The 25,241-nt window shown below is 59.0% G+C and carries 21 protein-coding genes; 18 read left to right on the forward strand and 3 right to left on the reverse strand.

The annotated features are described in order from the left end of the window. Positions 1-2 precede the first annotated feature (2 nt). Entirely contained in the window at positions 3-629 is a 627-nt protein-coding gene (gene ycaC, locus HBN61_RS08235) for an isochorismate family cysteine hydrolase YcaC (protein ID WP_094994905.1), read from the forward strand. A gap of 47 nt (positions 630-676) precedes the next feature. Here ycaC and HBN61_RS08240 read toward each other — a convergent pair whose 3' ends face one another. Next, positions 677-1,858, reverse strand: a complete 1,182-nt coding sequence (locus HBN61_RS08240) for an acetyl-CoA C-acyltransferase family protein (protein ID WP_169964709.1) — start codon at positions 1,856-1,858, stop codon at positions 677-679. A 205-nt stretch (positions 1,859-2,063) separates the two neighbouring features. Here HBN61_RS08240 and HBN61_RS08245 point away from each other — a divergent pair, with 205 nt between their 5' ends. Further along, positions 2,064-2,522 (forward strand): lipocalin-like domain-containing protein, encoded by a 459-nt coding sequence (locus HBN61_RS08245; RefSeq protein WP_170046475.1) that lies wholly within the window; start codon positions 2,064-2,066, stop codon positions 2,520-2,522. A gap of 24 nt (positions 2,523-2,546) precedes the next feature. Here HBN61_RS08245 and HBN61_RS08250 read toward each other — a convergent pair whose 3' ends face one another. Together HBN61_RS08250 and HBN61_RS08255 are read right to left on the reverse strand one after the other, a co-directional pair. Then, positions 2,547-5,807 (reverse strand): EAL domain-containing protein, encoded by a 3,261-nt coding sequence (locus tag HBN61_RS08250; protein ID WP_170046476.1) that lies wholly within the window; start codon positions 5,805-5,807, stop codon positions 2,547-2,549. 37 nt (positions 5,808-5,844) lie between these two features. Then, entirely contained in the window at positions 5,845-6,741 is an 897-nt protein-coding gene (locus HBN61_RS08255; protein ID WP_170046477.1) for a LysR family transcriptional regulator, read from the reverse strand. A gap of 130 nt (positions 6,742-6,871) precedes the next feature. Here HBN61_RS08255 and leuC point away from each other — a divergent pair, with 130 nt between their 5' ends. The 16 genes from leuC to HBN61_RS08335 all read left to right on the forward strand — a co-directional run bounded on the left by leuC (position 6,872) and on the right by HBN61_RS08335 (position 25,177). After that, positions 6,872-8,290 carry a 3-isopropylmalate dehydratase large subunit gene (gene leuC / locus HBN61_RS08260; protein WP_094994910.1) on the forward strand — a complete coding sequence of 473 codons (1,419 nt, stop codon included), beginning with the start codon at positions 6,872-6,874 and terminating at the stop codon, positions 8,288-8,290. A 10-nt stretch (positions 8,291-8,300) separates the two neighbouring features. Further along, a complete protein-coding gene (leuD, locus tag HBN61_RS08265; protein ID WP_170046478.1) occupies positions 8,301-8,942 on the forward strand; it encodes a 3-isopropylmalate dehydratase small subunit in 642 nt (213 codons plus the stop codon). 63 nt (positions 8,943-9,005) lie between these two features. Beyond that, entirely contained in the window at positions 9,006-9,773 is a 768-nt protein-coding gene (locus HBN61_RS08270) for a class I SAM-dependent methyltransferase (RefSeq protein ID WP_170046479.1), read from the forward strand. Positions 9,774-9,841: 68 nt separating this feature from the next. Further along, positions 9,842-10,924 carry a 3-isopropylmalate dehydrogenase gene (gene leuB, locus HBN61_RS08275; protein ID WP_170046480.1) on the forward strand — a complete coding sequence of 361 codons (1,083 nt, stop codon included), beginning with the start codon at positions 9,842-9,844 and terminating at the stop codon, positions 10,922-10,924. 68 nt (positions 10,925-10,992) lie between these two features. Next, positions 10,993-12,105 carry an aspartate-semialdehyde dehydrogenase gene (gene asd / locus HBN61_RS08280; protein ID WP_094994914.1) on the forward strand — a complete coding sequence of 371 codons (1,113 nt, stop codon included), beginning with the start codon at positions 10,993-10,995 and terminating at the stop codon, positions 12,103-12,105. 153 nt (positions 12,106-12,258) lie between these two features. Further along, positions 12,259-13,269: an aspartate-semialdehyde dehydrogenase gene (locus HBN61_RS08285; RefSeq protein WP_170046481.1), complete on the forward strand. Its 1,011-nt coding sequence runs from the start codon at positions 12,259-12,261 to the stop codon at positions 13,267-13,269. A gap of 187 nt (positions 13,270-13,456) precedes the next feature. Then, complete coding sequence (locus tag HBN61_RS08290) at positions 13,457-16,066, forward strand: FimV/HubP family polar landmark protein (RefSeq protein WP_170046482.1); 2,610 nt, start codon at positions 13,457-13,459, stop codon at positions 16,064-16,066. 195 nt (positions 16,067-16,261) lie between these two features. Then, entirely contained in the window at positions 16,262-17,086 is an 825-nt protein-coding gene (gene truA / locus HBN61_RS08295; protein WP_094994917.1) for a tRNA pseudouridine(38-40) synthase TruA, read from the forward strand. Between the two features lie 63 nt (positions 17,087-17,149). Further along, positions 17,150-17,773, forward strand: a complete 624-nt coding sequence (locus tag HBN61_RS08300) for a phosphoribosylanthranilate isomerase (RefSeq protein ID WP_170046483.1) — start codon at positions 17,150-17,152, stop codon at positions 17,771-17,773. 272 nt (positions 17,774-18,045) lie between these two features. After that, on the forward strand, positions 18,046-18,966 hold the full coding sequence (gene accD / locus HBN61_RS08305) for an acetyl-CoA carboxylase, carboxyltransferase subunit beta (RefSeq protein ID WP_170046484.1): 921 nt from the start codon (positions 18,046-18,048) through the stop codon (positions 18,964-18,966). Beyond that, entirely contained in the window at positions 18,963-20,270 is a 1,308-nt protein-coding gene (gene folC / locus HBN61_RS08310; protein ID WP_170046485.1) for a bifunctional tetrahydrofolate synthase/dihydrofolate synthase, read from the forward strand. Before accD ends, folC begins: the two co-directional genes overlap by 4 nt. Next, a complete protein-coding gene (locus HBN61_RS08315) occupies positions 20,254-20,883 on the forward strand; it encodes an SPOR domain-containing protein (RefSeq protein WP_094994920.1) in 630 nt (209 codons plus the stop codon). Before folC ends, HBN61_RS08315 begins: the two co-directional genes overlap by 17 nt. A 106-nt stretch (positions 20,884-20,989) precedes the next feature. Next, positions 20,990-21,547 carry a CvpA family protein gene (locus HBN61_RS08320; RefSeq protein ID WP_047275552.1) on the forward strand — a complete coding sequence of 186 codons (558 nt, stop codon included), beginning with the start codon at positions 20,990-20,992 and terminating at the stop codon, positions 21,545-21,547. 41 nt (positions 21,548-21,588) lie between these two features. Further along, a complete protein-coding gene (gene purF / locus HBN61_RS08325) occupies positions 21,589-23,094 on the forward strand; it encodes an amidophosphoribosyltransferase (RefSeq protein WP_047275550.1) in 1,506 nt (501 codons plus the stop codon). 95 nt (positions 23,095-23,189) lie between these two features. Then, positions 23,190-24,401 carry an O-succinylhomoserine sulfhydrylase gene (locus HBN61_RS08330; RefSeq protein ID WP_094994921.1) on the forward strand — a complete coding sequence of 404 codons (1,212 nt, stop codon included), beginning with the start codon at positions 23,190-23,192 and terminating at the stop codon, positions 24,399-24,401. 8 nt (positions 24,402-24,409) lie between these two features. Then, positions 24,410-25,177, forward strand: coding sequence for an SDR family oxidoreductase (locus HBN61_RS08335; RefSeq protein ID WP_432760257.1), 768 nt, complete (start codon positions 24,410-24,412; stop codon positions 25,175-25,177). Positions 25,178-25,241: the final 64 nt, after the last annotated feature.

Consider the following 25,241-nt stretch of genomic DNA (forward strand, 5'->3'; position numbering starts at 1 on the left):
CTGTGACAACTTCTTACAAGCGTTTGGACAAGGATAATGCCGCCGTTTTGTTGGTGGATCATCAGGCCGGCCTGCTGTCGTTGGTCAGAGACATCGACCCGGACAAGTTCAAGAACAACGTGCTGGCCCTGGCGGATCTGGCCACGTACTTCAAGTTGCCAACCATTCTGACCACCAGTTTTGAAACAGGCCCCAACGGCCCGCTGGTGCCGGAGCTTAAGGCACAGTTCCCCGATGCGCCCTACATTGCCCGCCCGGGGCAGATCAACGCCTGGGACAACGAAGACTTCGTCAAGGCAGTCAAGGCCACGGGCAAAAAACAGCTGATCATTGCTGGCGTTGTGACCGAAGTGTGCGTCGCATTTCCGGCACTGTCAGCCCTGGCTGAAGGTTATGAGGTGTTCGTGGTCACGGACGCGTCCGGTACGTTCAACGAAATCACCCGTCACTCGGCCTGGGATCGCATGTCCGCCTCCGGCGCGCAGTTGATGACCTGGTTTGGCCTGGCCTGCGAGCTGCACCGGGACTGGCGTAACGACGTGGAGGGGTTGGGCGCGCTGTTCTCCAATCACATCCCGGACTACCGCAACCTGATTACCAGCTACACCACCTTGACGGCCAGCAAGTAAGCACGCTGGACGCTAACGTTCATGCGTCAGCGTCCTTCATGGTGGCGTCAAACCCGTTCAAAGATCACGGCGATCCCCTGACCACCGCCGATGCACATGGTGGCCAATGCATAGCGACCCTGAATGCGGTGCAGCTCATGGATGGCCTTGGTGGCAATGATCGCACCGGTTGCACCCACCGGGTGACCCAGCGCAATGCCCGAACCATTGGGGTTGACCTTGGCCGGGTCCATGTCCAGTTCTTGCATGACGGCACAGGCTTGAGCCGCGAAGGCGATATTGGCCTCGATCACGTCCATGTCGTTGATGGTTAACCCGGCGCGTTTAAGGGCCAGCCGGGTGGCGGGGACTGGCCCGAGCCCCATCAGTTCAGGCTCCACCCCGGCGTGGGCATACGCCACCAGTCGCGCCATGGGCGTGAGATTGCCCGAAGTCACGGCGCCAGCGCTGGCCAACACCAGCGCGGCGGCGCCATCGTTGAGGCCCGAGGCGTTACCGGCGGTGACGGTGCCATCTTTTTTGAACGCAGGGCGCATGCTGGCCAATTGTTCCAGCGAAGTGGCGCGCGGATGCTCATCGACACTGAACTGCGTGCTGCCTGTGCGGGCATGAATGTCGACCGGGGCTATCTGTCCCTTGAAGTAGCCCTGCGCGATGGCGTGGGCCGCCCGCAGTTGGTCTGCAAGCGCCAATTCATCTTGTAATTGGCGGCTGATGCCATTGCGTTCAGCGACGTTTTCAGCAGTGACGCCCATGTGCATGCCCTGAAACGGGTCGTGCAGCACCCCCAGCATGTAGTCTTGCAACATGCCATTGCCCATGCGTGCCCCCCAGCGTGCAGCGGGCAGCAAATACGGGCCGCGGCTCATGGACTCGACCCCGGCGCCGATGGCAAATTCGGCATCACCGAGCATCAGCGTATGGGCTGCACCAATGACGGCTTGCAAGCCCGACCCGCACAAGCGGTTAACGTTGTAGGCGGGCGTCTCTTTCGGGATACCTGCGCGCATCGCCGCAACCCGCGCGACGTAGGCGTCATGGGGTTCGGTAGGGATCACATTACCCATCACCACATGACCCATGCGCTCGGGATCGACCTGACTGCTGGACAGCGCAGCCGTCACGGCAACGGTGGCGAGGTCGCACAGGGGCACGTCTTTCAGCGCGCCACCGAAGGTGCCAATGGCGGTGCGTCGGGCGCTGAGAATAAAGATGTCAGAGGTGTGCATGAAGCGTCCTTATTGTTCTTGTTGATCGATGGGCCCGGATTATTTCACAGCGCCACTGGCTGCGGGCTAGTCCGTTTGAGGGGGAATTCGATAAGTGGCATTGCATATAGATGGACGTTGCGGCATCGCCGTCTACGCTGTCGGTTTCGTGAAGCTTGACCTGCAGGCTTTGCTCTCCCATCCCTATGCAAAGGAAATGCATGCCATGTCTACCGTAGACCGAAATGCGCTGATTGGCGCCTGGAAACTGGTGAGTTTTGTGGAGCGCGATACCTACACCGGCATTGAATCCCACCCGATGGGCACGACCCCGGAAGGCATCATCATGTATACGCCTGACGGGTATATGTCAGCCCAGTTCTGTCCGCCCGGACGCACTAACCTGGCCAGCAATGATCCGTTTGAGGCCAGTGAGCATGAGTACAAGGAGGCGGGTAAAACCTACTTTGCCTACAGCGGCCCCTTCTACGTGGATGAAGCGCGCGGATTGCTGGAGCACGAGATGTTTGTCAGTTTCTTTCCTAACTGGCGTGGGCAACGTCAAGTCCGTACGTGTCGTATTGAAGGTGACATGCTGTACCTGGCGCCTAACGTGCCGGTTAATTTCAACGGCTCGATGAAAATCGCCAACCTGGCTTGGCAACGGGTCAGTCCCAACCTGTAGTGGTTACCCCTGCCGCCGCACGATTCAGGCCTTGAGCAGGGCGCAAAACGCGTTGAGAGGCACCGGACGGCTGTGCAAATACCCCTGATAGATGTGGCAATCCAGGCTCTGTAAAAACTGCAATTGCTGCAGCCGTTCGACGCCTTCGGCTACCACGTTGAGTTTCAGGCTGTGGGCCATCGCCACAATGGCGCGGATAATCTCTGCGTCATTAGGGTCGTTGATGGCATCGCGCACGAATGACTGGTCAATTTTCAGCGTGTCGACCGGCAGGCGCTTGAGGTGCGTCAGCGAAGAGTAACCGGTGCCAAAATCGTCCATCGCAAAACTCACGCCAAGGGCCGTGAGTTGACGCATTTTGGCGATGGTGTCGTCCAGGTTCTGGATCACGATACCTTCGGTGATTTCCAGCTTGAGCAGGGTACTGGGCAAGCTGTGGGCCAGCAGGCTGCGTTCTACCCGTTCGACAAAGTTGCTTTGGCGAAATTGACGCGGGCTGATGTTGACGCAGAGGCGGAAAGCGTTGGCATCGATCAGGCCTGCGTTGAGCAGCGAACCCGCATCACGGCAGGCCTGCTCCAGAATCCAGGTGCCCACGTCCAGAATCAATCCGCTGTCTTCGAGGATTTTGATGAACTCGCCCGGCGACTGGGGCCCCAGTTGCGGGTGTTGCCAACGCACCAGCGCTTCGGCGCCGACAATGCGGTTGGTCCGTGCATCGACCTGCGGCTGATAGTGCAGGCTGAATTCGTTGCGTGCCAGGGCGGTGCGCAAATCACTCTCTATGCGCATGCGTTCGCTGGCGGCGGCCTGCATGTCGGGGTGGAACAGTTGCGTGGTGTTGCGCCCCGAATCCTTGGCGCGGTACAGGGCAATGTCGGCGCGTTTGAACAAGTCTGCCGGTTTGGAGCCGTGATCGGGGATCAGCGCGATGCCGATGCTGGGAGTGACTTGCAGGCGTTGACCATCCAGAAACATCGGTTCGGCCAACAATTCACGCAGGGTGTCGGCCGTGGCGCGCACATGCCGGGTGACTTCCTCCAGCGAACCGTGAAGGCCGCTGAGCAGCACCACAAATTCGTCGCCGCCCAGTCGCGCCACGGTGTCTTCGACGCGCACGCTGGCTTCAAGCCGGGCGGTGATGACTTTCAGCACCGCATCGCCCACCGGATGCCCCAGTGAGTCGTTGATGTGTTTAAAGTGGTCAAGGTCGAGGAACAGCAGGGCACCGCGCATGTCATGCCGTGACAGCAAGGCGCTTTGCTGGGTCAGGCGATCCATCAGCAAGGCCCGGTTGGGCAGATTGGTGAGTGGGTCATGATAGGCCAGATGACGCACCTGAGCCTGTGCGGCTTTCAGTTGACTGATGTCACGGGCGATCAGCAGCAGGCAGGCCGTGTCGTTCAGGGTGATGCGCTCGATGGAAATTTCCACGTTGAGCAGATCGCCACGGCGTGAGCGCCCCAAAATTTCACGGTTGCTGATACGGCCTTTTTCTTCCAGCTCGTCCAGTAGCGCCTGACGCAGCGAGCTGTCACCCCAAATGCCCAGTTCGTAAGGGCTGCGGCCCATGACTTCGGCGCTGGTATAACCGGTCAGCCGCGTGAAACCGTCGTTGACTTCCAGATAACAGCCCGTGGCGTAGTCGCTGATGGTGATGGCGTCGGGGCTGGCGTGAAAAGCCTTGGCGAATTTCTCCTCGCTGGCTTTAAGCACCGCCTCGGCGCGCTGTTGCTGGGTAATGTCGCGCAAGGTGGCGACAATGCACGTCTGGCCATCCACTTCAATGTGACGACTGGTCAGCACGCAAGTGAGGGCTTCGGTATTTTTATGCCACAGGGTAAGGGTCAGGTTGTTTTGCGCCGGTGCCTGCAAGGCGCTCAATAAGGGTTGCAAGTGCTGCGCCCGGTTATCACCGTTGGCACGCAAATCGTCCATGTCCCAGCCAAAGGTTTGGCTGAAACTGGCATTGATTTCCATCACTTGCCCGCTGTCGGCCTGCATGACGCAAATCGGGTCGGGACTGGTTTGAAACACGCTGGCAGATTTTTCTTCAGAGGCGACCAGGCGTTGTTCGCGCTCCACTTGCTCAGTGATGTCGAGCAATGTTCCGGCCATGCGCAAGGGTTGGCCGTCATCGCCACGGTACAGGCGTGCGCGGCTTTCCAGGTAGCGCGAGGCGCCACTTTCGAGCTGCACGCGGTAGGTTAATTGATAATTGCCGGCAGGGCCTTCGCGCAGTGAGCGGTAGGCATTGCGCATGTTGTTGCGTTCTTGCGCCGGAACACCCTCGAAAAACGCATCAAATGATTCATTGAACGCCACGGCTTCCAGCCCGTGCAACTGTGCGGCACGGGCCGAGCCATAGAGCTGGCCACTGGGTATGTGCCAGTCCCAGGTACCCAGCTGCGCCGAATCCAGCGCCAAATCCAGACGTTCCTGACTGTCTTTTAGGGCTAGCTCGGTTTTTTTGCGCTCGCTCGTGTCGAGAAAGGTGCTGACCAGGTATTCCTCGTTCTCAAGCTCGACCCTTTGTGCGCTGAGGATCCCGTCGTGCAACTGGCCATTTCGGCCGCGCAGCTGCACTTCCATCGCCACCGGCGGGTGTTGATTGCGAATGGCTTGGATGAACGTGCTGCGTTGCTGCGGGTCGGGCCATAGCCCCAACTCCAGCGTGGTGCGGCCGATGGCGTGTGTCACCGGCCAGCCCAGCAAGCTTTCAAAACAGTGGTTGGCTTCGCTGATTCGCCCGTCCTCGATACGCACCAGCAGCACCATGTTCGGGGACAGGTGAAACAGGGTTGCGAAACGTTCTTCAGAACTGTTTAGGGCCTGCTGGCGCTGACGCTGCTGCGTCACTTCGTGCAGGACGCCCATCATGCGTGGCCTGGCCCCGGGTTTTGAGACCAGGCTGCCGCGTATCTCCAGCCAGTGCAATGTTCCGTCCGGCCAACGGATCCGGTGGTGCGTGCTGCGCTCCAACGGGGCGCCTTTTAGCACGGCATCAAACACACGTTGCGCCTTGGGCCAATCGTCGAAGGGCAGCGCCGAGAGCTGATCGAGATGGCTCGGCAAGGCATGCCGGGCAGGCAATCCGAACAGCGCCTGGGAGCCCTCGGACCAACGGATATCGCCGCTTTCCATGTCCCAGCACCAGGCGCTCATGCGTGCCGCCTTTAAGGCAGACAGCAATTGTGGCGTCTGGTGCCAGCTTTGCTCCACGGCTGAGGGGTCGCTGTCTGTCAAGGCGCAAAGTAGGTGCAAAGGGTCAGCGGGTGTTGGCATTGGCTGCAATCCTTGAACAGAGAAAACCACAGTGCGCTCAGGCGTGCGGCGCAGTGTGCCGCGTATCGACCTGGCCATCCAGCAGTGTCATGAAGGCGTGTGCGGCATTCGACAATGTTCGTTCGGTATGTACGATATAGCCTAGCTGGCGTGTCAGCTGTATGCCCGGCAAGCGGATAGATGCCACTTGTTCGTCGAGCATGGTGCGCGGCAATACGCTCCAGGCCAACCCGATGGACACCATCATTTTGATGGTTTCCAGGTAGTTGGTGCTCATGGCGATATTGGGGGTCAACCCTTGCGCCTCGAACAGGCGCTGCACGATGTGGTGGGTAAAGGTGTTACCGCCTGGAAACACCGCCGGGTGGTGCGCGATATCTGCCAGGCTAATCGGCCCCTTGTTGGTGAGCGAGTGCTCAGGCGCAACCACAAAATCCAGTGGGTCATCCCAGACCGGTACAGCGCGGATCAGTGAATGCGGTTCGGGCGCGAGCGTAATAACCGCCAGTTCGGCGCGGCCATGCAGGATTTCTTCGTAGGCCACTTCTGAATCGAGAAACTGAATATCCAGCGCGACCTTGGGGTAAGTGCGGGTGAATTCACGCAGAAGGGGCGGCAAACGGTGTAGGCCAATATGGTGGCTGGTAGCCAGAGTCAGGCGGCCGCTGACTTCTCCGTTGAGGTTGTTCAGCGCGCGCCGGGTGTCGTCCAGCACGTTAAGAATCTGATAGGCGCGAGGCAGGAGGGCACGCCCGGCTTCGGTCAGGCTGACTTCGCGGCCCAGTCGGTCGAACAGCCTGAGCTTGAGTTGTTGCTCAATGCTGGCAATGCGCTTGCTGATCGCCGGCTGGGTCAGGAACAACCGTTCGGCGGCACCTGAAAAGCTGCCGGTTTCTGCAATCGCAATAAAAGCATTGAGATTTGCGAGGTCCATGTTTCGAATTCCCTTTGGTTATCCAAACTATGAAAATTATGAATTTGAGTTATTAACTTTAACGCCATAGGATCGGCCTCACAAGCCAAGTGGTTATTGGCACAGAAAGTAGCTGATGAGGAACCGTGTGATGGCCGGCAAAACGCTCTACGACAAGCTCTGGGATTCGCATTTGGTAAAGCAGCGCGACGACGGTTCGGCGCTGATCTATATCGACCGTCACATCATTCATGAAGTGACCTCGCCGCAAGCGTTCGAAGGCTTGCGTCTGGCAGGGCGCAAGCCTTGGCGTATCGATGCCAATATCGCGACCCCGGACCACAACGTACCGACCACGCCGGAACGCAAGGGCGGGATCGAAGCGATTGCCGATCAAGTCTCCCGTCTGCAAGTGCAAACCCTTGATGACAACTGCGACGAGTACGGCATCACCGAATTCAAGATGAACGACGTGCGTCAGGGCATCGTTCACGTGATCGGCCCTGAGCAGGGCGCCACATTGCCGGGTATGACCGTGGTCTGCGGCGACTCGCACACCTCGACCCATGGCGCGTTCGGCGCCTTGGCGCATGGCATCGGTACGTCCGAGGTTGAGCACGTATTGGCCACCCAGTGCCTCGTTGCCAAAAAGATGAAGAACATGTTGGTGCGGGTTGAAGGCCCCTTGCCATTTGGGGTGACGGCCAAGGACATCGTCCTTGCGGTCATCGGCAAGATCGGCACGGCCGGTGGCAATGGCCACGCCATTGAGTTCGCCGGGAGCGCGATTCGCGACTTGTCCGTTGAAGGCCGTATGACCATTTGCAACATGGCCATTGAGGCGGGCGCCCGCGTCGGTCTGGTGGCGGCCGATGAGAAGACAGTCGAATACGTCAAGGGCCGCCCGTTCGCCCCCAAAGGCGCTGAGTGGGACCTGGCTGTTGAAGCCTGGAAAGCATTGGTGTCTGATGCCGACGCGGCCTTCGACACGGTGGTTGAGCTGGATGCGACTCAGATCAAGCCGCAGGTCAGCTGGGGCACCTCGCCGGAAATGGTGTTGGCTGTGGATCAGAACGTGCCCGATCCGGCGCAGGAAGCCGATCTGGTCAAGCGCGGTTCGATAGAGCGCGCGTTGAAATACATGGGGTTGAACGCCAACCAGGCAATCACGGATATCCAGCTGGACCGTGTGTTCATCGGTTCGTGCACCAACTCACGTATTGAAGACTTGCGTGCGGCAGCCGTGATCGCCAAAGGCCGCAAGGTGGCCTCGACCATCAAGCAGGCGATTGTCGTGCCGGGCTCCGGCCTGGTGAAGGCTCAAGCGGAAGCGGAAGGGCTCGATAAAATTTTCCTGGAGGCGGGTTTTGAGTGGCGTGAGCCGGGGTGCTCGATGTGTCTGGCGATGAACCCTGACCGCCTTGAGTCGGGCGAGCATTGCGCTTCGACCTCCAACCGCAACTTCGAAGGACGTCAGGGCGCTGGTGGCCGCACCCATCTGGTGAGCCCGGCGATGGCCGCTGCCGCGGCGGTAAACGGTCGTTTCATCGACGTCCGCGAATTGATTTAAGGAGCGCAGCATGAAAGCTTTTACCCAGCATACCGGTCTTGTCGCGCCTCTGGACCGTGCCAACGTGGACACGGATCAGATCATTCCCAAGCAGTTTTTGAAATCCATCAAGCGCACGGGGTTCGGCCCGAATCTGTTTGATGAGTGGCGTTATCTGGACGTGGGCCAGCCGTATCAGGACAACACCAAGCGCCCGCTGAACAAAGATTTCGTGCTCAATGCCGAGCGCTACCAGGGGGCGAGCGTGTTGTTGGCGCGAGAAAACTTTGGCTGTGGCTCAAGCCGTGAGCACGCGCCCTGGGCGCTGGAAGAATATGGCTTTCGTAGCATCATTGCGCCGAGTTATGCCGACATTTTCTTCAATAACAGCTTCAAGAACGGCTTGTTGCCCATCATCCTGAGCGACGCCGAGGTTGACGAACTGTTTGCTCAGGTTGAAGCAACGCCGGGTTATCAGCTCAAGATCGACCTTGAGGCGCAGACGGTGACCCGCCCGGACGGCAAGGTACTGAGTTTTGAAATCGATGCATTCCGCAAGCACTGCCTGCTCAACGGCCTGGATGACATCGGTTTGACCTTGCAGGATGGCGATGCCATTGCTGCGTTTGAGAGCACGCATCGCGCCAGCCAGCCGTGGCTGTTTCGCGACTGACTCACTGTTTGAAGTCGCCGCCTTTGGCGGCGACTTCAGGCCCATGACCTGAAGGATGCTCCTATGACCCGCACCGCTCAGCACAGTCAAGTTGTACAGAAACAGTTCGGTGAGCAAGCGTCGGCCTACCTGAACAGCGCTGTTCACGCCCAGGGCGCCGAGTTTTCGCTGCTGCAGGCTGAGTTGACTGGCAAACCTGCTGCGCGGGTGCTGGACCTTGGTTGCGGGGCCGGACACGTCAGTTTTCATGTTGCGGCGCTGGTCGGGGAGGTGGTCGCTTACGACCTGTCGCAGCAGATGCTAGATGTGGTGAGCCGCGCTGCTCTTGAGCGCGATTTGCCGAATATCCGCACCGTGTGTGGTGCCGCTGAACGCTTGCCCTTTGCCGACGGCGAGTTCGATTACGTGCTGAGCCGTTATTCGGCCCATCACTGGAGCGACCTCGGTCAGGCCTTGCGAGAAGTGCGGCGGGTACTCAAACCCGGCGGTGTCGCTGCATTCATTGACGTGATGTCGCCGGGCAGCCCTCTGCTTGACACGTATTTGCAAACGGTTGAAGTGTTGCGCGACACCAGCCATGTGCGCGATTACGCTGCCGGTGAGTGGCTTGAGCAGATCAGCCAGGCGGGGCTGCACACGCGCAGTACGCAGCGTCAGCGTTTGCGATTAGAGTTCGGCTCCTGGATTGCCCGCATGCGCACGCCGGACACCCTCAGGCATGCCATTAGCGTGTTGCAACAGTCCATGGGCGCCGAGGTGCGTGAGTATTTCGAAATTGAAAGCGACGGCTCGTTCAGTACCGATGTGCTGGTGCTGTGGTGTGAAAAGTAAACACGGCCACACGATAATATTTTCCAGATGCGCCTGCGGGGGCATCGACAGACAAGAAAGAGGAACCCATGAGCAAGCAGATTCTGATTCTTCCAGGTGACGGCATTGGTCCAGAAATCATGGCTCAGGCGGTCAAGGTGCTGGAGTTGGCCAACGACAAGTTTCAGCTCGGCTTTGAGCTGACCCATGACGCGATCGGCGGCGCGGCCATTGACAAACATGGTGTGCCGCTGGCCGATGAAACCCTGGACCGCGCCCGCGCGGCGGACGCTGTACTGTTGGGTGCGGTGGGTGGTCCGAAATGGGACACCATTGAGCGCGATATTCGTCCTGAGCGCGGGTTGCTGAAAATCCGTGCGCAATTGGGCCTGTTTGGCAACTTGCGTCCTGCGATCCTTTATCCGCAACTGGCAGACGCGTCGAGCCTCAAGCCGGAAATCGTTGCGGGCCTCGACATCCTGATCGTCCGTGAATTGACCGGTGGCATTTATTTTGGCGCGCCACGTGGCACCCGCGAACTTGAAAATGGCGAGCGTCAGGCTTACGACACGCTGCCCTACAGCGAAAGCGAAATTCGCCGCATTGCGCGAGTCGGTTTCGACATGGCCCGTGTGCGTGGCAAAAAACTGTGTTCGGTCGATAAGGCCAACGTACTGGCGTCCAGCCAGCTGTGGCGCGAAGTCGTTGAGCACGTGGCCAAGGATTACCCGGACGTCGAATTGAGCCACATGTACGTCGACAATGCCGCGATGCAACTGGTGCGCGCGCCCAAGCAGTTCGACGTGATCGTCACCGATAACCTGTTCGGCGACATCCTTTCCGACGAGGCATCGATGCTCACCGGTTCCATCGGCATGCTGCCTTCGGCCTCCCTGGATGCCAACAACAAGGGTATGTACGAGCCGTGCCACGGCTCTGCGCCGGACATCGCGGGGCAGGGCATTGCCAACCCGCTGGCCACGATTTTGTCCGTCTCGATGATGTTGCGTTACAGCTTCAATCAGCAGGCGGCGGCCGACGCCATCGAGCGGGCCGTAAGCCTGGTTCTGGATCAAGGTTTGCGTACGGGTGATATCTGGTCGGCGGGGTGTACCAAGGTCGGTACACAGGAAATGGGCGATGCAGTAGTCGCCGCGCTGCAGAATCTGTAATCTCTCGGGCCCGTTACTTCCTGTTGGTGGAAGTAACGACCCCACTTTTTGTTAAAGGTGTAGTTGCGATGAAACGTGTAGGTCTGGTCGGTTGGCGCGGTATGGTCGGTTCCGTGCTCATGCAGCGGATGCTGGAAGAGCAGGATTTCGATCTTATTGAGCCGGTGTTTTTCACCACCTCCAATGTCGGTGGACAAGGGCCGTCCGTGGGCAAGGATATTGCTCCGCTCAAGGATGCCTACAACATTGAAGAGTTGAAAACCCTCGATGTGATCCTGACCTGCCAAGGCGGCGACTACACCAATGAGGTGTTCCCGAAGCTGCGTGAGGCTGGCTGGCAAGGTTACTGGATCGATGCGGCATCGAGCCTGCGCATGCAGGATGACGCGGTGATTATTCTGGATCCGGTCAACCGCAAGGTGATTGACCAGCAGCTCGATGCAGGCACCAAAAACTACGTGGGCGGCAACTGCACCGTGAGCTTGATGCTGATGGGGCTTGGCGGTCTGTTCGAGGCCGGTCTGGTGGAATGGATGAGCGCCATGACCTATCAGGCGGCATCCGGTGCCGGCGCGCAGAACATGCGCGAGTTGATCAAGCAAATGGGGGCGACCCACGCCGCTGTCGCCGATGAACTGGCCAACCCGGCCAGCGCCATTCTCGATATCGATCGCAAAGTGGCGCAAGCCATGCGCAGCGATGCCTACCCGACCGAGAACTTCGGTGTGCCGCTGGCAGGCAGCCTGATCCCGTGGATCGACAAAGAACTGCCTAACGGCCAGAGCCGTGAAGAATGGAAGGCGCAAGCCGAAACCAACAAGATTCTGGGGCGTTTCAAAAACCCGATTCCGGTTGATGGCATTTGCGTGCGTATCGGCGCCATGCGCTGTCACAGCCAGGCGTTGACCATCAAGCTGAACAAAGATGTGCCGATTGCCGACATTGAGGGCCTGATCAGCCAGCACAACCCTTGGGTCAAGCTGGTGCCCAATCAGCGTGAGATCAGCATGCAAGAGCTGAGTCCGACAAAAGTCACCGGTACCCTGAACGTGCCGGTCGGCCGTCTGCGCAAACTCAACATGGGGTCGCAGTTCCTCGGCGCCTTCACCGTGGGTGACCAGCTGTTGTGGGGCGCGGCCGAACCGCTGCGTCGCATGCTGCGGATTTTGCTGGAGCGTTAATCCGCGCCGGTGACTCCAGACCCGCCCCTTGCAAGAGTGGCGGGTTTTTTATTGTGCGCAGGATGTGAACAGTCCATGCAGCGTGCTGTGCGTTGCCTGGCGGGGTTGCGCCCGGTACAGTGCCGCTCCCACTGTTTCGCCTGAGGTAGATCCATGAACCAGTCCTTTGATATCGCCGTCGTCGGCGCCACCGGCACTGTCGGCGAAACCATTGTGCAAATTCTTGAAGAGCGGGATTTTCCTGTCGGTGAGCTGCATTTATTGGCCAGTCTGGAGTCCGCCGGAAGCTCGGTGCCCTACCGGGGCAAGAACGTGCGGGTGCGTGAAGTCGACGCGTTTGATTTCAGTAAGGTGCGCATGGTGTTTTTCGCGGCCGGGCCAGCGGTGACGTTAAGTTACGCCGCCAAAGCCAGTGCGGCGGGCTGTGCCGTGATCGACCTGTCAGGCGCCTTGCCGTCGGCCCAGGCGCCCCAGGTCGTACCTGAAGCCAATGCGCAGACGCTGGAGGGTTTGCCCAAACCCGTACAAATCAGCAGCCCAAGCGCTTCCGCGACTGCGCTGGCGGTGGTGCTGGCCCCTTTGCGTGGGCTACTGGACATCCAGCGGGTGAGTGTCACTGCATGCCTGGCGGTCTCGGCCCAAGGCCGTGAAGCGGTGTCCGAGCTGGCACGTCAGACGGCTGAGCTGCTTAATTTGCGTCCTCTGGAATCAACCTTTTTTGACCGGCAAATGGCATTTAATTTGCTGGCTCAGGTCGGTAAACCTGATGCCCAGGGCCATGTGCCACTTGAAAGACGTCTGGTCAGTGAGCTGCGTGATGTGTTGGGCATGCCCGGGCTCAAGGTGTCGGTAACCTGTGTTCAGGCGCCGGTGTTTTTTGGCGACAGCTTCAGTGTTTCGGTGCAATTGGCAGGCCCTGCGGACCTGGACGCGGTTAATGCATTGCTCGATGCGGCCGATAGTATCGAACGGGTTGAGGCGGGCGACTATCCTACAGCTGTGGGGGATGCGGTCGGTCAGGACGTTGTGTATGTAGGCCGTGTGCGTCACGGAGTTGACGATACTTCTGAACTTAATTTGTGGTTGACGTCAGATAACGTACGAAAAGGTGCAGCCTTGAACGCCGTGCAGGTGGCCGAGTTGTTGATAAAAGGTCAGCTGTAAAAGATACTTGGCGTCAATTTGCAGCATGATTCTAGCCAGACGGCCAATCGTTGCAGTTCAGTTGCTGTCAGGGCTCGCAAGGCGTAATGGGAGAACCACCCCGGTAACGGTGTAATCCGGGTGAGGTCTTCAGGCAGCAGCTATACAGATCCCGTGGGACGGGGTCTGTACCAATAAGGAAGAGGCTATGGTTCAAGTTCGCAAATTAGTGTTAGCAATCGCCGCCGCTTCGGCGCTGTCATCAGGCATGGCACAGGCGCTTGGGCTCGGGGAGCTGACGCTGAAGTCGACGCAGAACCAGCCGCTGCTGGCTGAAATCGAGTTGCTGGATGTCAAGGATTTGACCGCTGCTGAAGTGGTCCCCAGCCTGGCACCCACTGAAGAATTTACTAAAGCGGGCGTACAACGCCCTGCCTTTCTGGATGATTTGCGCTTTACCCCGGTCATCAATCCGGAGGGCAAAAGCGTGTTGCGTGTGACGTCCAGTCAGCCGCTGTCAGAACCCTTCGTTAAATTTCTGGTGCAGGTCATGTGGCCCAACGGTCGCTTGCTGCGCGATTACAGCGTGTTGCTTGACCCGGCCAAATTTTCGCCGCAAACAGCGGCGGCTGCCGCAGCCACCCCGACGGCTGCCCCTGCTGGCAGCCCGGCGCAATACACTACCAGTGCCCGTGACACCCTTTGGGAAATTGCCGCGAAGGCGCGCACGGAGGGATCCGTTCAGCAAACCATGCTGGCGATTCAGGCGCTCAATCCCGATGCGTTTATCAATGGCAACATCAATCGCTTGAAAACCGGTCAGGTACTGCGCTTGCCGGATGCGTCGCAAAGCACTCAATTGCCCCATGCCAAGGCAGTGGCTGAAGTCGCGTCGCAGAACGCTGACTGGCGCAACGGGCGTCGTACTGTGCCGCTGGCCCAGCAGCTGGATGCAACAGGCCGTAAAGCCGCGGCACTGGCAACCCCCAAAGAGGCCGCTGGCGATAACTTGAGCCTGGTCTCCGGGCAGGCGGCCAAAGGTGCAGGCAAGGGCGCGGCAGGTGATGTCAAGCAACTGAGCGACAAGCTGGCGATGACTCAGGAAGGGCTGGATGCCAGCCGCCGAGAGAATGCCGAGCTGAAAAGCCGGATGCAGGACCTGCAAAGCCAGCTGGACAAACTGCAGCGTTTGATTGAGCTGAAAAACGATCAGTTGGCCAAACTTCAGGCAGACACTGCGCCGGGCATTGATCCGGCTGCGGCGATACCGGCGCAATTGGCGGCTCAGGCAGCCGATGCCCCCGAAGCTGATATTCCACCGGCCACTGAGGGTACACCGGCCACTGCCGTTCCCCCGGCGCCGGTGGATGATGCCCAAACCCAGGAGCGCAGTATTCAGGACTTGCTTGCCAGTCCGCTGTTGCTGGGTCTGGTGGGTGGTGGGGCCGTGCTCCTGTTGTTACTGCTGATGTTGCTGCTGGCGCGTCGCCGCAAAGCGCAACAGGCCGCAGAAAAACACCTGCGCATGGCGCGTGCGCTTGAGGAAGAGTCGGATTTCACTGCTGATCTGGACATGCCGGAAAGCAGCTTTGAAGGCCTTGAAGTTCCGCCTCCAAGCGTCAAGCTGGCACCTGCACCTGCACCTGCACCTGCACCTGCACCTGCACCGGTTGTCGAATCCGCTGCTCCTGCGGTTGCGGCAGCCACTGTCGCAGCGGCAGCAGTTGTGGCTGCGGCAACACAGTCCAAGCCCGATAGCGATGTGCTGGACGAAGCTGAACACCTCATTACTCGCCGCCAGTTCAATGAGGCGCAAGAGCTGCTCACGTCTGCCATTGAGCAGGCGCCGCAGCGCAGCGATTTGCGTCTGAAACTGATGCAGGTTTACGGTGAACTGGGCGCGCGTGATGCGTTTGTTGCGCAGGAGCGTCAGTTGATTGCCAATGGCAAAAACCACGCTGAAGTCGAACAACTCAAAGCGCGCTATCCGGCCATGGCCGCTGTCGCGGCTGCGGGTATTGCCTCGGCCGCCCTCGCTGCCGAGCTGGATGCCCAATTCGTCAAGGACATGCTTCAGGAAGAGCCCGTTGAAGAGGCACCAGTTCCCGCTGAGCCTGTCAGCGAGGCATTCGATGAGGATTTCGACCTGAGTCTGGACGATCTGGAGGCTGCATCGCCATCGGTGGTTGCTCCGGGTGTGAGCTCGCAGGCTCAAGCTGCGACGCCTGCCGATGATGAATTGAGCTTTGAGGCGGTGCTGGCTCAGCAGGCTGAGGCCCAGGCCGCCCAGGAAGATCTTTCTGACTTCGATTTAGACCTGCCGGACGATGATCTCTCGGCCCCAACATTGGCCGATGAGGATCTGTTGGGTCTGGAAGGCGAGCTCAAGGGGTTGTCTGATGCCGAGCCGCCGTTGTTCGACATTAATGGCGTCGATGATCTGGACCTGCCTGCGGACTTCGATCTGTCGTTGGCTGATGAAGAAGTACCGGTCGCGCCTGACAGCTTTGCGGTGGAGCTGGATGAAGTCAATGCCGAGCTAGAGCGTCTGTCGCAGAGCCTGGAGCATCCGCCAATTGCCGAGCCGTTTGTCGATACAAGCAAATTTGCCGCAGACGATGCGGTCGAGCAGGATGAAGAGCCCGAGTTCGACTTCCTGTCCGGGACCGATGAAACCGCGACCAAACTTGATCTTGCGCAAGCGTATATCGATATGGGCGACGCGGAGGGCGCGCGCGACATCCTGACTGAAGTGCTGGGCGAAGGTAATCCCGAGCAGTTGGCCGAGGCCAATGAGATGTTGTCCCGTCTGGTGTGATCGCACGCGTGTAATGCCGACGGCAGCCAGGATGGCTGCCGTTGTCGTTTTTGCGAGGCGGGCGTCAGCGCGTTTAATCATCGGCGCGGCGTATTTGTTTCATGGCGTCTTGGCGCGTGCGCCTTATAATGCCCGCCTTTGCGTACATGAGCAGGCTGTAAGTCCTTGGCAAATTTAGATAACGCAGCCGCTGAAATGGCTGCCGAAGGTTTTTCCCGCATCGCGTTGGGTGTTGAATACAAAGGTTCGCGGTACAGCGGCTGGCAGCGTCAGGCCAACGGTGTGCTGACCGTTCAGGAGACCCTTGAAGACGCGCTGTCGAAAGTCGCCGCATCCCCGGTTTCATTGTTGTGCGCCGGGCGTACCGATGCCGGTGTGCATGCCTGCGGGCAAGTGGTGCACTTTGACACGCAGGCTGAGCGCTCGCTGAAGGCGTGGGTGATGGGGGCCAATATCAATTTGCCCCATGACATCAGTGTTAGTTGGGCCAAAGTCATGCCCGCGCATTTTCATGCAAGGTTCAAAGCCATTGCACGGCGCTATCGCTATGTCATTTATAACGATCAGATTCGCCCGGCACATTTGAACCAGGAAGTGACCTGGAACCATCGCCCACTGGATGTCGAGCGCATGGCCGAGGCGGCTCAGTACTTGCTGGGGGTGCATGACTTCAGCGCTTTTCGCGCCGGTCAATGCCAGGCCAAATCACCGATCAAAGAAATGCATCACCTGCGCGTTACCCGTCATGGGCAGATGATCGTGCTGGATATCCGTGCCAGTGCGTTTCTGCACCACATGGTGCGCAATATCGCGGGGGTGCTGATGACCATTGGTGCCGGCGAGCGGCCGGTCGAGTGGATCAAGGAAGTGCTCGAAAGCCGTCAACGTCGCTTGGGCGGTGTCACGGCGCACCCGTATGGCTTGTATCTGGTGCAGGTGGAGTATCACGATGAGTTCCAGTTACCTGACAGGTATATCGGTCCGCATTTCCTGACCGGTTTTAGCGAACTGGCCGGCTGACGCCCGCTCACGCTTTTGTTACCATCCGCCACTTTCACGCATCAATCCAGAGGTGGAGCCGACATGTCAGCCGTTCGCAGCAAGATCTGCGGTATTACCTGCATAGATGATGCGCTGGCTGCTGTAGAGTCCGGCGCTGATGCGCTTGGCTTTGTCTTTTATGCCAAAAGTCCGCGCGCCGTCAGCGTTCAGCAAGCCCGCACCATTATTGCGGCACTGCCTCCTTTCGTGACCACGGTCGGTCTTTTTGTCAATGCCAGTGCGTGCGAGCTGAACGAAACCCTCGACGCTGTACCGCTGGATTTACTGCAGTTTCACGGTGACGAAACCCCAGGGCAGTGCCAGGGCTTTCACCGTCCTTATATAAAAGCGCTTCGCGTAAAGGCGGGCGATGACATTGCGCAGGCGTGCGCGATGTATGGCAGCGCCAGCGGTATTTTGCTGGATGCCTACGTTGAAGGGGTGCCGGGGGGAACCGGCGAGGTCTTTGATTGGTCTTTGATACCTCGGGACTTGAGCAAGCCGATCATTCTGGCTGGCGGATTGAATGCCAATAATGTGGCAGACGCCATTCGTCAGGTTCGTCCTTATGCCGTGGACGTGAGTGGCGGTGTAGAAAAAAGCAAGGGCATCAAGGATCACGACAAGATACAGGCCTTCATGCAGGCGGTTCGTGGAACAAACTGACGCATGATGTGACGGTTGGCAGTCTGCCACCGTCCATCATTACCGCCGCAGTAAAGCGTGCGGGCCCGGTTGTTGGACGGGCAGAAATTAAAGTGGCAACCGCTCTGGTGCGTGTTGTCGGGAAGGCTGAGGGTTGCAAGGAGATGCCGGTTAGCCCTGTGCTGACCGCAGGTGAATGCAATCATCGCCACACACCTAATGAATTTAGCTCAAGGGCATACACGGGGCCTGAACCCGATGTTCAAGCCGCCCCGGTACTGGAGAAAAAAAGCATGAGCAACTGGTTGGTAGACAAACTGATTCCTTCGATCATGCGTTCCGAGGTCAAGAAGAGTTCGGTACCTGAAGGCCTGTGGCACAAATGCCCGTCCTGCGACGCAGTGCTTTATCGCCCTGAGCTGGAAAAGACCCTGGACGTTTGTCCGAAGTGCAACCACCACATGCGCATTGGCGCGCGTGCCCGCATTGACATTTTTCTGGATGCCGACGGCCGTGTTGAACTGGGTGCCGACCTGGAGCCGGTTGACCGCCTGAAGTTCCGCGACAGCAAGAAGTACAAGGATCGTCTGGTCGGTGCGCAAAAGCAGACTGGCGAGAAAGACGCGTTGATTTCCATGAGCGGTACCCTGTTGGGCATGCCGGCCGTGGTGTCCGCCTTTGAATTCTCGTTCATGGGTGGCTCGATGGGTGCCATCGTTGGCGAGCGTTTTGTTCGTGCCGCCAACCATGCGCTGGAAAACCGCTGCCCCATGATCTGTTTCGCAGCTTCGGGGGGCGCGCGCATGCAGGAAGCCCTAATTTCCTTGATGCAAATGGCCAAGACTTCCGCGGTGCTGGCACGTCTGCGTGAAGAGGGCATCCCGTTCATCTCCGTATTGACGGATCCGGTCTACGGCGGTGTTTCGGCTAGTCTGGCGATGTTGGGCGATGTGATCGTTGCAGAGCCCAAAGCGTTGATCGGTTTTGCCGGTCCGCGTGTGATCGAGCAGACCGTACGTGAAAAACTCCCGGAAGGTTTCCAGCGCAGTGAGTTCCTGCTGGAGCACGGCGCAATCGACCTGATCGTATCCCGTCAGGAACTGCGTCCGCGTCTGGGCAGCCTGCTGGCGCAGATGATGGGCCTGCCGACGCCGGTGTACGTGGCGCCTCCTGTTGAAGCCATTGTTGTACCGCCGGCCCCGGCAAACCTATGACCCGGCGCACCCTTGGCCAGTGGCTCGCCTACCTTGAGCAGTTGCATCCATCGGCCATCGACATGGGCCTGGAGCGCTCGCGTGAAGTAGCGGGCCGCATGGGGCTGAGCAAGCCTGCGCCTCGGGTGGTGACGGTCACTGGCACTAATGGCAAAGGTTCTACCTGTGCGTTTGTAGCATCGTTGCTGCAAGCGCAAGGCCTGAAAGTAGGGGTGTATAGCTCCCCACATTTGTTGCGTTACAACGAGCGCGTGCAAATCGATGGCGTTGAAGCAACAGACGAACAGTTGTGCGAAGCCTTTGCTGCGGTCGAAGCGGGCCGTGGCGAAATTTCCCTGACTTACTTTGAAGTCGGAACGCTGGCTGCTTTCTGGCTGTTTCAGCGGGCCGGGCTCGATGCAGTGATTCTGGAAGTCGGGCTGGGCGGTCGGCTTGATACCGTCAATCTGGTGGATGCCGATTTGGCGTTGGTCACCAGCATTGGTGTTGATCATGTGGAATACCTGGGCAATACCCGAGAGTCTGTCGCGTTCGAAAAGGCCGGCATTTTCCGTCCAGGCAAGCCAGCCTTGTGTGGTGACTTGAATCCGCCTCAGACGTTGCTCGATAAAGCCCGCGCGTTGGATTGCCCGCTCTTTATTCGTGGTCGTGACTTCGATCTGGCTACCACCGAACAGGTCTGGCATTGGCGGGGACTGAGCGCGGAAGGACGCGTTATCGAACTGCGCGATCTGCCCCTGCTTGACTTGCCTATGGAAAACGCGGCGCTGGCCGTGCAAGGCTACGCGCTGAGTGGCTTGCCTTGGCAGCCGGAATCCATTGCCCGGGCGCTGAAGGCTACCCGTGTGACCGGCCGACTTGATCGTCGCTCGTTCACGTGGCACGGTAAAACCTTGAACCTGCTTCTGGATGTAGGCCATAACCCGCATGCTGCGCAGTATCTGGTTCAGCGCCTGGCACAGCGCCCGGTTGCAGGCAAGCGCCTGGCTGTTTTTGGTTTGCTGTCAGATAAGGATCTGGACGGGGTAGTGGCACAGTTTACGGTGCCGGTCGAGCATTGGGCGGTTGCGCCGCTAGACACCCCGCGTACTCGTCCTGCTGCTGAAGTGGGTGCTGTTCTGCGACGTCAGGGCGCATCTGTTTCGGAGCATGGCAGTGTGATGGCGGCGCTGGAAGCTCAGTGCGAGCGGGCCACCGCGGCTGATGAAATTCTGTTGTTCGGGTCATTCTATTGTGTCGCCGAAGCCCTTGAATGGCTGGAGCGGCGCGCCACGGAGGAGGCTGCAAATGGCTTTGCTGGATAAGGCGTACAAGCAGCGCATGGTTGGCGCGCTGGTGCTGGTGGCATTGGCGGTGATTTTCTTGCCGATGCTGTTTTCGCGTCAGGATGAGCAGCGTCAGATTCAGGTCGATGCGCCCACGGCGCCTCAAGTACCCGTGCTGCCGCGCGTTCAGGTTGAGCCGGTTGCCGTGCCCGAGCCGCAAGTCATTCCCGAAGAGCCTGCCCCGGTCGAGCAGGCTGTGGTTGCTGCGCCCGAGCCTGAAGCTGTTGTCGCGCCGCCGGTGGTTTCCAAGCCTGCCGTTGCACCTAAACCGCCTGCCATTACGCCTGCACAAACAGTTGCGCAGGCGCCGGCCAAGCTCGATACCACGCAAAAACGTGTCGATGACAATGGTTTGCCGATCAGTTGGTCAGTGCAATTGGTCAGTCTGTCCAATCGTGCAAGTGCCGATAACCTGCAAAAAACCCTTCGTAATCAAGGTTATAACGCTTACGTTCGCACCTCTGGCGGGATGAATCGTGTTTTTGTAGGGCCTTTGCTGGAGCGTGCGGAAGCTGACCGTCTGCGCGATTTGTTGGGCAAACAGCAAAATCTCAAGGGTTTTGTGGTTCGCTTTCAGCCTGAACGTGGCTGAGACTGAAAAAAGGTTCAATCTGATACGCAATGCGCGTTTAAATCGCCTTACCTGTGAGGCGGTGCTCTGCTAAAATGCGCCGCCTTATCTGTCTGTAGGCTGCACCGTGCCATTTACCTGGGTTGACTGGGCAATCGTTGCAACGATTGCCATTTCTGCACTGATCAGTTTGAAGCGTGGCTTCGTCAAAGAGGCATTGTCGCTGTGCACCTGGATCATTGCTGGTGTCGTCGCCTGGATGTTCGGTGGTTCCCTGTCGGAATATCTCTCTGCCTACATCGAAACACCTTCCGCCCGTGTCATCGCCGGGTGCACCATCATGTTTGTCGCCACCTTGCTGGTCGGCGCAATGATCAATTTCCTTATCGGCGAACTGATTCGCGTCACCGGGTTGTCCGGGACCGATCGATTCCTTGGCATGGCCTTCGGCGCTGCGCGTGGCGCGTTGCTGGTGGTCGTGGCAGTCGGGCTATTAAGTCTGGGGCCGGTACAGCAGGACTCGTGGTGGCAAGAGTCTCGGCTTTTGCCACAATTTCTATTGGTTGCCGACTGGTCGAAAAATCTCATTTTGGGGTTGAGCAGTCAGTGGCTCGCCAGCGGTATCAGCGTACCCGCTGATATTCCGTTCAAGGAACATCTCTTGCCGGCTACCCAGCCCAAGTGAGCGGTGTTCAGTTCAGATCCATAAAGTAGGGGTTGCGTCGCATGTGTGGCATCGTCGGTATCGTCGGTAAGTCGAACGTCAATCAGGCGCTGTATGACGCGCTAACCGTCCTCCAGCACCGCGGCCAGGATGCTGCCGGTATTGTAACCAGCCATAACGGCCGGTTATTTCTGCGCAAGGATAACGGGCTGGTACGTGATGTGTTTCATCAGCGTCACATGCAGCGTCTGGTCGGGAACGTAGGCATTGGCCACGTTCGCTACCCGACTGCTGGTAGCTCGACTTCAGCTGAAGCTCAGCCGTTTTACGTGAACTCGCCTTATGGCATCACCCTGGCGCATAACGGCAACCTGACCAACGTTGAACAACTGGCCAAGGAGATTTACGAATCTGATTTGCGCCACGTCAACACCAACTCCGATTCGGAAGTACTGCTGAACGTGTTCGCGCACGAGCTGGCCCAGCGCGGCAAGCTGCAGCCGACCGAAGAAGACGTGTTTGCTGCCGTCACAGACGTGCACAACCGTTGCCGTGGTGGTTATGCAGTGGTTGCGATGCTGACCGGCTACGGCATCGTCGGCTTCCGCGACCCTAACGGCATTCGCCCGATCGTATTCGGTCAGCGTCACACTGACGAAGGCGTTGAATACATGATCGCCTCTGAAAGCGTTTCGCTGGATGTACTGGGCTTCACCCTGATTCGCGACCTGGCGCCCGGCGAAGCGGTTTACATCACAGAAGATGGCAAGCTGCACACCCGCCAATGCGCGGCCAACCCGCAATTGACGCCGTGTATCTTTGAACACGTTTACCTGGCGCGTCCGGATTCCATCATCGACGGCGTTTCGGTGTACAAAGCCCGTCTGCGCATGGGTGAAAAGCTGGCCGACAAGATCTTGCGCGAGCGTCCTGAGCACGACATTGACGTGGTTATCCCGATCCCGGACACCAGCCGAACGGCGGCTCTGGAGTTGGCCAACCACTTGGGCGTCAAATTTCGCGAAGGCTTCGTCAAAAACCGCTACATCGGCCGTACCTTCATCATGCCGGGCCAGGCTGCGCGCAAAAAATCCGTGCGCCAGAAGCTCAATGCCATCGAACTTGAGTTCCGTGGCAAGAACGTGATGCTGGTTGATGACTCGATCGTGCGCGGGACTACCTGCAAGCAGATCATTCAAATGGCGCGCGAAGCGGGCGCCAAGAACGTTTATTTCTGCTCGGCCGCACCGGCAGTACGCTACCCGAACGTGTATGGCATCGACATGCCGAGCGCTCACGAACTGATCGCGCACAATCGCACCACCCAGGATGTCGCTGATCTGATCGGCGCAGACTGGCTGATCTATCAGGACTTGCCAGACCTGATCGATGCCGTGGGCGGTGGCAAGATCAAAATCGAGAAATTCGATTGCGCTGTGTTCGATGGCAAGTACGTGACGGGTGACATCGATGATAACTACCTGGACCGCATCGAGCGTGCGCGCAATGATGCCTCCAAGGTGATTGCGCAGGGGGTGGGTGCCACCATCGGCATCTACAACAACTAGCGCTTTACCGAACCGGCCCCCAGGGGCCGGTTTGCATTTTTCCGATACGCACAGTAGCCAATACAAAGCAGTCTTTACAGCAAGGAGTGGGCAGCATGAGTCAGGATTGGGATGCCGGTCGGCTGGACAGCGACCTCGAGGGCGTAGCGTTCGACACCTTGGCCGTACGTGCTGGTCAGCACCGTACGCCTGAGGGCGAGCACGGTGACGCCATGTTCCTGACCTCGAGTTACGTGTTCCGCACCGCAGCCGATGCGGCTGCGCGGTTCTCGGGCGAGGCAGCCGGCAACGTCTATTCGCGTTACACCAACCCCACGGTGCGCGCCTTTGAAGAGCGCATCGCTGCACTCGAAGGTGCCGAGCAGGCCGTTGCCACGGCCACTGGCATGGCGGCGATCCTGTCAGTGGTCATGAGCCTGTGCAGCGCAGGCGACCATATTCTGGTCTCGCGCAGCGTATTCGGGTCGACCATCAGCCTGTTCGAAAAGTATTTCAAGCGTTTTGGCGTGCAAGTCGACTACGTGCCTCTGGCCGAGGTGTCGGGCTGGGATGCCGCTATCAAACCGAACACTAAATTGCTGTTTGTCGAATCCCCCTCCAACCCGCTGGCCGAGCTGGTTGACATCGCCGCGCTCGCCGAAGTGGCCCATGCCAAGGGTGCGATGCTGGTGGTGGACAACTGTTTCTGCACGCCAGCGTTGCAGCAGCCGCTCAAATTGGGGGCCGACATCGTAGTGCATTCGGCCACCAAGTTTATTGACGGGCAGGGCCGCTGCATGGGCGGGGTGGTTGCCGGTCGCCGCGAACAGATGAAAGAAGTGGTGGGTTTCCTGCGCACAGCGGGGCCGACATTAAGCCCGTTCAATGCCTGGATCTTCCTCAAGGGGTTGGAAACACTCAACCTGCGCATGCGTGCCCACTGCGCCAGCGCATTGGCCCTGGCCGAGTGGCTGGAGCAGCAGGACGGCATCGAGCACGTGCATTACGCCGGTCTCAAGAGCCATCCGCAGCATGCTCTGGCCCAGCGTCAGCAGCGCGGTTTTGGTGCTGTGGTCAGCTTTGAGGTCCGTGGAGGCAAGGAGGGTGCCTGGCGCTTTATCGACGCGACCCGCCTGATTTCCATTACCGCCAACCTGGGTGACAGCAAAACCACCATCACACATCCCGCCACCACGTCCCACGGTCGTCTGGCACCCCAGGAGCGTGAAGCGGCCGGTATCCGCGACAGCCTGATCCGGATCGCGGTGGGCCTGGAGGATGTCGCTGATCTGCAGGCGGATCTGGCACGAGGTCTTGCGGCACTGTGACGGACCTGATTCTCGAAACATCGGCTAGCGCAAACGGACGTGTGGCACTGGTTACCGGTGCTGCGCGGGGCATTGGCCTTGGGATTGCCGCCTGGCTGGTCAGCGAAGGCTGGCAGGTGGTGCTCACGGACATTGACCGCACGCGTGGCTCCAGAGTGGCCAAGGTGCTGGGCGAAAACGCCTGGTTTGTGGCGATGGACGTGGCACAGGAGTCGGACGTTATTCAGTGCGTGGCGCAGGTATTGGGGCAGTTCGGGCGTCTGGATGCGTTGGTGTGCAACGCCGCCATCGCTGATCCGCACAACATGACCCTTGAAAGCCTCGACCTTGAACACTGGAACCGCGTACTGGCGGTCAACCTGACCGGGCCGATGCTGCTGGCCAAGCATTGCGCACCGTATCTGCGGGCGCACTGCGGCGCTATCGTCAATCTGGCCTCCACGCGTGCCCGCCAGTCCGAACCGGATACCGAGGCGTATGTCGCGAGTAAAGGTGGCTTGCTGGCGTTGACACATGCCTTGGCCATTAGCCTTGGGCCAGAGATCCGGGTCAATGCAGTGAGTCCGGGCTGGATCGATGCACGAGATCCTTCAGTGCGTCGTGCCGAGCCGCTGGCCGATAACGATCATTCGCAGCATCCCGCTGGCAGGGTTGGTACGGTGGAAGACGTGGCCTCGATGGTGGCCTGGCTGTTGTCGCGCAATGCCGGGTTCGTAACGGGGCAGGAGTTTGTGGTCGATGGCGGCATGAGTAAAAAAATGGTGTACGACGCGTGAACACCTTCTGGTTTAAAAGGATTCGATAAGTGCTAGGGCAATAGTCGGGGATTATCGATTTTTG

The sequence above is a fragment of the Pseudomonas sp. WS 5071 genome (assembly GCF_012985765.1).
Lineage (GTDB): Bacteria > Pseudomonadota > Gammaproteobacteria > Pseudomonadales > Pseudomonadaceae > Aquipseudomonas > Aquipseudomonas lundensis_A.

Excerpts from the sequence above, each read along its gene's own strand:
- HBN61_RS08285 (WP_170046481.1), top strand. The coding sequence starts at position 12,259 with ATGAACCAGTCCTTTGATATCGCCGTCGTCGGCGCCACCGGCACTGTC.
- HBN61_RS08240 (WP_169964709.1), bottom strand. The coding sequence starts at position 1,858 with ATGCACACCTCTGACATCTTTATTCTCAGCGCCCGACGCACCGCCATT.
- HBN61_RS08250 (WP_170046476.1), bottom strand. The coding sequence starts at position 5,807 with ATGCCAACACCCGCTGACCCTTTGCACCTACTTTGCGCCTTGACAGAC.
- leuD (WP_170046478.1), top strand. The coding sequence starts at position 8,301 with ATGAAAGCTTTTACCCAGCATACCGGTCTTGTCGCGCCTCTGGACCGT.
- HBN61_RS08245 (WP_170046475.1), top strand. The coding sequence starts at position 2,064 with ATGTCTACCGTAGACCGAAATGCGCTGATTGGCGCCTGGAAACTGGTG.
- purF (WP_047275550.1), top strand. The coding sequence starts at position 21,589 with ATGTGTGGCATCGTCGGTATCGTCGGTAAGTCGAACGTCAATCAGGCG.
- leuB (WP_170046480.1), top strand. The coding sequence starts at position 9,842 with ATGAGCAAGCAGATTCTGATTCTTCCAGGTGACGGCATTGGTCCAGAA.
- HBN61_RS08330 (WP_094994921.1), top strand. The coding sequence starts at position 23,190 with ATGAGTCAGGATTGGGATGCCGGTCGGCTGGACAGCGACCTCGAGGGC.
- leuC (WP_094994910.1), top strand. The coding sequence starts at position 6,872 with ATGGCCGGCAAAACGCTCTACGACAAGCTCTGGGATTCGCATTTGGTA.
- asd (WP_094994914.1), top strand. The coding sequence starts at position 10,993 with ATGAAACGTGTAGGTCTGGTCGGTTGGCGCGGTATGGTCGGTTCCGTG.
- HBN61_RS08255 (WP_170046477.1), bottom strand. The coding sequence starts at position 6,741 with ATGGACCTCGCAAATCTCAATGCTTTTATTGCGATTGCAGAAACCGGC.
- HBN61_RS08315 (WP_094994920.1), top strand. The coding sequence starts at position 20,254 with ATGGCTTTGCTGGATAAGGCGTACAAGCAGCGCATGGTTGGCGCGCTG.
- HBN61_RS08300 (WP_170046483.1), top strand. The coding sequence starts at position 17,150 with ATGTCAGCCGTTCGCAGCAAGATCTGCGGTATTACCTGCATAGATGAT.
- HBN61_RS08270 (WP_170046479.1), top strand. The coding sequence starts at position 9,006 with ATGACCCGCACCGCTCAGCACAGTCAAGTTGTACAGAAACAGTTCGGT.
- HBN61_RS08290 (WP_170046482.1), top strand. The coding sequence starts at position 13,457 with ATGGTTCAAGTTCGCAAATTAGTGTTAGCAATCGCCGCCGCTTCGGCG.
- truA (WP_094994917.1), top strand. The coding sequence starts at position 16,262 with ATGGCTGCCGAAGGTTTTTCCCGCATCGCGTTGGGTGTTGAATACAAA.
- accD (WP_170046484.1), top strand. The coding sequence starts at position 18,046 with ATGAGCAACTGGTTGGTAGACAAACTGATTCCTTCGATCATGCGTTCC.
- folC (WP_170046485.1), top strand. The coding sequence starts at position 18,963 with ATGACCCGGCGCACCCTTGGCCAGTGGCTCGCCTACCTTGAGCAGTTG.